At 46.7% G+C, this 4,092-nt stretch carries 2 protein-coding genes; both read left to right on the forward strand.

Going from position 1 to position 4,092, the window contains the following annotated elements:
• Nucleotides 1-19: 19 nt before the first annotated feature.
• Entirely contained in the window at nucleotides 20-895 is an 876-nt protein-coding gene (locus VIN08_RS12445) for a LysR family transcriptional regulator (RefSeq protein ID WP_331965301.1), read from the forward strand.
• Nucleotides 896-968: 73 nt separating this feature from the next.
• Complete coding sequence (gene leuS / locus VIN08_RS12450) at nucleotides 969-3,761, forward strand: leucine--tRNA ligase (protein ID WP_331965304.1); 2,793 nt, start codon at nucleotides 969-971, stop codon at nucleotides 3,759-3,761.
• The last annotated feature ends 331 nt before the right edge of the window (nucleotides 3,762-4,092 follow it).

Consider the following 4,092-nt stretch of genomic DNA (forward strand, 5'->3'; position numbering starts at 1 on the left):
CTGATACGTTAAATGAATCATGGATCTGAAACATCTCCGGTATTTTAAAGTATTGGCAGAAGAGCTCAACTTCCGCAAGGCTGCTGCGCGACTGCATATCTCGCAGCCTCCGCTGAGTCAGCAGATAAAAGAACTGGAAGATTCGCTGGGCACATCACTCTTCCATCGACTTAAAAATGGAAATGAACTTACCGAAGCAGGCCGGATATTATACCAGTATACACTGGAGATTTTTGAGAAGGTAGAAGAAGCTGAAGAACGCATTCGCGCTATACGCGAAAAGAAGTCGGGTACATTAAGAGTTGGATTGGTACCGGGTATACGGCCGCAACGTATAGCCCGGGCGATACAAACTTTTCAGCAACAACACAGCGGCACGCAGGTAACTATAGCAGAGCATTGCACATCTACCCTTATTCACCTGGTAAAAGAAAATCAGCTTGACCTTGCGTTAGTATTTGGTCCGGTGCAAGATGATCAGCTCGAGTGGAATGCTATAGCCGAAGAAGCCTACCAGGTAGTATTACCGCCCGGCCATGCATTGGCTAAACGCAAAAAATTATTGCGCGAAGATCTGCAAGGTCAGCCGTTCATTTTATACAAACGCCAGGATCAGCCGTGGCTGCACGATGCCGTTATGCAACAACTAAAAGTAAATGGAGAGGAGCCGCATATTGTCAGCGAGCTTTCTTCGCCCCGCACGCGGGTATTGCTTGTTCACCAGGGACTGGGTCTCACATTTGCACCGGCATCCTTGCAGGAAGAATATCCGCATGTACATTTCAAACCGCTGGAGTCGCTCGCCAAAGTAGCTGTGGGCACGTTACGAAGGCGCAACAAGCACCATGCTGCACTTCGGGGGATGATAGAAGCATTTCAAAAAAGTCTTGCGTAGTTAACACTTTTCAAGCCTGTAATTTTCACAAAAGCCTTATTTTTGCGGTTCGCCTAACAGAACGAACTACACCATGGCCGATTACAGCAAAGACGAGATCAAACGCATTGAAAAGAAGTGGCAGGATACCTGGGCCGCAACGGGTGCCTACAAAGCAAAGGACGATACTTCCAGGCCTAAATATTATGTGCTGGATATGTTCCCCTACCCTTCCGGAGCCGGGCTTCACGTTGGCCACCCGCTGGGATATATTGCCTCTGATATAGTATCGCGCTATAAGCGACTGAAAGGTTTTAATGTATTGCACCCGATGGGATTCGATGCCTTCGGATTACCGGCTGAACAATATGCTATTCAAACCGGCCAGCATCCTGCCGTTACTACAGCAAAAAATATAGAGACCTATAAACGTCAGTTACGCCAGATAGGCTTCTCGTATGATTGGGATCGCGAAGTACAAACCTGCGACCCGGCATACTATAAATGGACGCAATGGATCTTCGCACAATTATTCAACGCTTGGTATAATAAAAAAGCCGGTGCCGAAGGAAAAGCTGAACCGATCTCCGCACTGATCGCTGAACTTGAAAAGAACGGCAACAAAAATATAGCGGCTGTTTGTGATGAAGATACTCCTGCCATTACAGCAGAACAATGGAAGAGCTTTGATGAAAAAGGTAAAGAAGACTTCCTGCAAAAATACCGCATCGCTTACCTGAGCGAAACCATGGTAAACTGGTGCGCAGCACTGGGCACGGTACTCTCCAACGATGAAGTTAAAGACGGTGTGAGCGAACGCGGTGGCTACCCGGTAGAACGCATCAAGATGATGCAGTGGAGTATGCGCATTACTGCGTATGCTGAACGACTGCTAAAAGGTCTTGATACGATCGACTGGCCGGAGCCGGTAAAAGAAATGCAGCGCAACTGGATTGGCAAGAGTATAGGATGCGAGCTGGACTTTGCCGTAAGCGATCACAACGACCTGTCTATACGCGTATTCACTACGCGCATTGATACTATCTACGGAGTAACGTTTATGGTGATTGCGCCCGAGCACGAGTTGGTTGACAAGATCACGACCCCGGAGCAACGTGCAGAAGTTACCCAATATGTAGATATAGCAAAGAACCGCAGCGAACGCGAACGCATGAGCGAAGTGAAACGCATTACAGGTGCATTCACCGGTGCCTATGTGATCAACCCGTTCAACAATCAAAAAGTACCGGTATGGATCGCCGACTATGTATTGGCGGGCTATGGAACGGGTGCTGTGATGGCTGTTCCTTCCAGCGATACACGCGATCATGCTTTTGCAAAACATTTCAATCTGCCGATTGTAGATGTACTGGAAGGTCCGACCAGCGATATCAATAAAGATAACTTCGAGGCGAAGTCAGGTACGATGATCAACTCTGATTTTCTGAACGGGTTGGTGTGGAATGAAGCGATCGAAAAAGCTGTAACGAAAGTGGAAGCATTAGGCATTGGCGTGCGCAAAGTAAATTACCGTATGCGCGATGCTATATTTGGCAGACAACGGTATTGGGGCGAGCCCTTCCCGGTATATTTCGAGAATGGTATACCGAAGCTGGTACCCGATAGCGATTTGCCGGTAACATTGCCGGAGATCGATCAGTATAAACCTACTGAAACCGGTGAACCTCCGCTGGCGCGTGCAAAAGGCTGGAACTACAAAGGTAAATCGTACGAGCTTACTACGATGCCGGGATGGGCCGGCTCAAGCTGGTACTGGTTCCGCTATATGGATCCGAACAACGAGAAAGAATTTGCCAGCCAAAGCAAGATTTCTTACTGGAAAGATGTAGACCTGTATATAGGTGGATCAGAACACGCGACCGGTCACTTGTTATACTCTCGCTTCTGGTGCAAGGCCCTGAAAGACTTAGGCTATGTACAGGCAGAAGAACCTTTCAAGAAGCTGATCAACCAGGGACATATACAGGGTGTATCAAAGTTTGTATACCGTATTAACGGTACCCATAAATTTGTATCAGCAGGTTTACGCAAGCAATACGAGGTAACGCCCCTGCATGCGGATGTGAATATGGTAGATAACGATGTACTCAATATCGAAGCGTTCAAAAAGTGGCGCGATGATTTTGCCGATGCAGAATTTATACTCGAAGATGGCAAGTATATCTGCGGAAGCGAAGTTGAAAAAATGTCGAAGTCAAAATACAACGTAGTAAATCCGGATGACATCGTGACCAACTATGGTGCCGATACGCTGCGTATGTACGAGATGTTCCTCGGACCACTGGAGTTATCCAAACCGTGGAATACCAATGGTATAGATGGTGTATATAAATTCCTGAGACGTTTCTGGAATCTCTTCCACGACAAGAACGAAAACTTTGTAGTAAGTGAGGACGAGCCAACACGTGATGAATTTAAAATCCTTCACAAAACCATCAGGAAGGTTGAAGAAGATATAGATCGCTTCTCGTTCAATACTTCGGTGAGTGAGTTTATGATCTGCTGCAACGAGCTTAGCTCCATGAAGAGTAACAAGCGCGCTATACTGGAACCACTGGTGATAGCACTTTCGCCATACGCTCCGCACATAGCCGCAGAGTTGTGGGAGAAGCTTGGTCATAAAGATTCTGTGCTCGATGCACCGTATCCTAAATATGACGAGCAATACCTGGTAGAGAGTTCATTCGAATACCCGATCTCCATCAATGGTAAAGTGCGGGTAAAGATGAACTTCGCCCTCGATATGCCAAAAGAAGACATCGAGAAATTAGTAATGGCCTCGGAAGCCGTACAAAAGTGGACGGAAGGCAAGGCACCGAAGAAAGTAATTATCGTGCCGGGTAAGATTGTGAACGTTGTACTGTAGCCGTTAATTGTTATAGCCGTACAGTAAGGTGTTCCCACCTGACTGAGGGATAACAGGGATCAACAGACTCCCTGCCAGCAACAGACTAATCTATAAATTGAAAGTTATCTTGATATACCGGGTGCCAGATGGAAACATCTGACACCACGGTTGTCATTTAGTTGTTAACAGTTAACGAATAACGGTTAATTAATTATTCACTACCTTTGCGCTCGCTAAAGTTCAATCGAATGCGCTACTCTAAAATTGTCGGCCTTGGCCATCACGTTCCGGACAATGTCATCACCAACGAATATCTTTCTACTGTTATGGATACCAACAACGACTGGAT

The organism is Ohtaekwangia sp., from assembly GCF_036568665.1.
Lineage (GTDB): Bacteria > Bacteroidota > Bacteroidia > Cytophagales > Cyclobacteriaceae > Ohtaekwangia.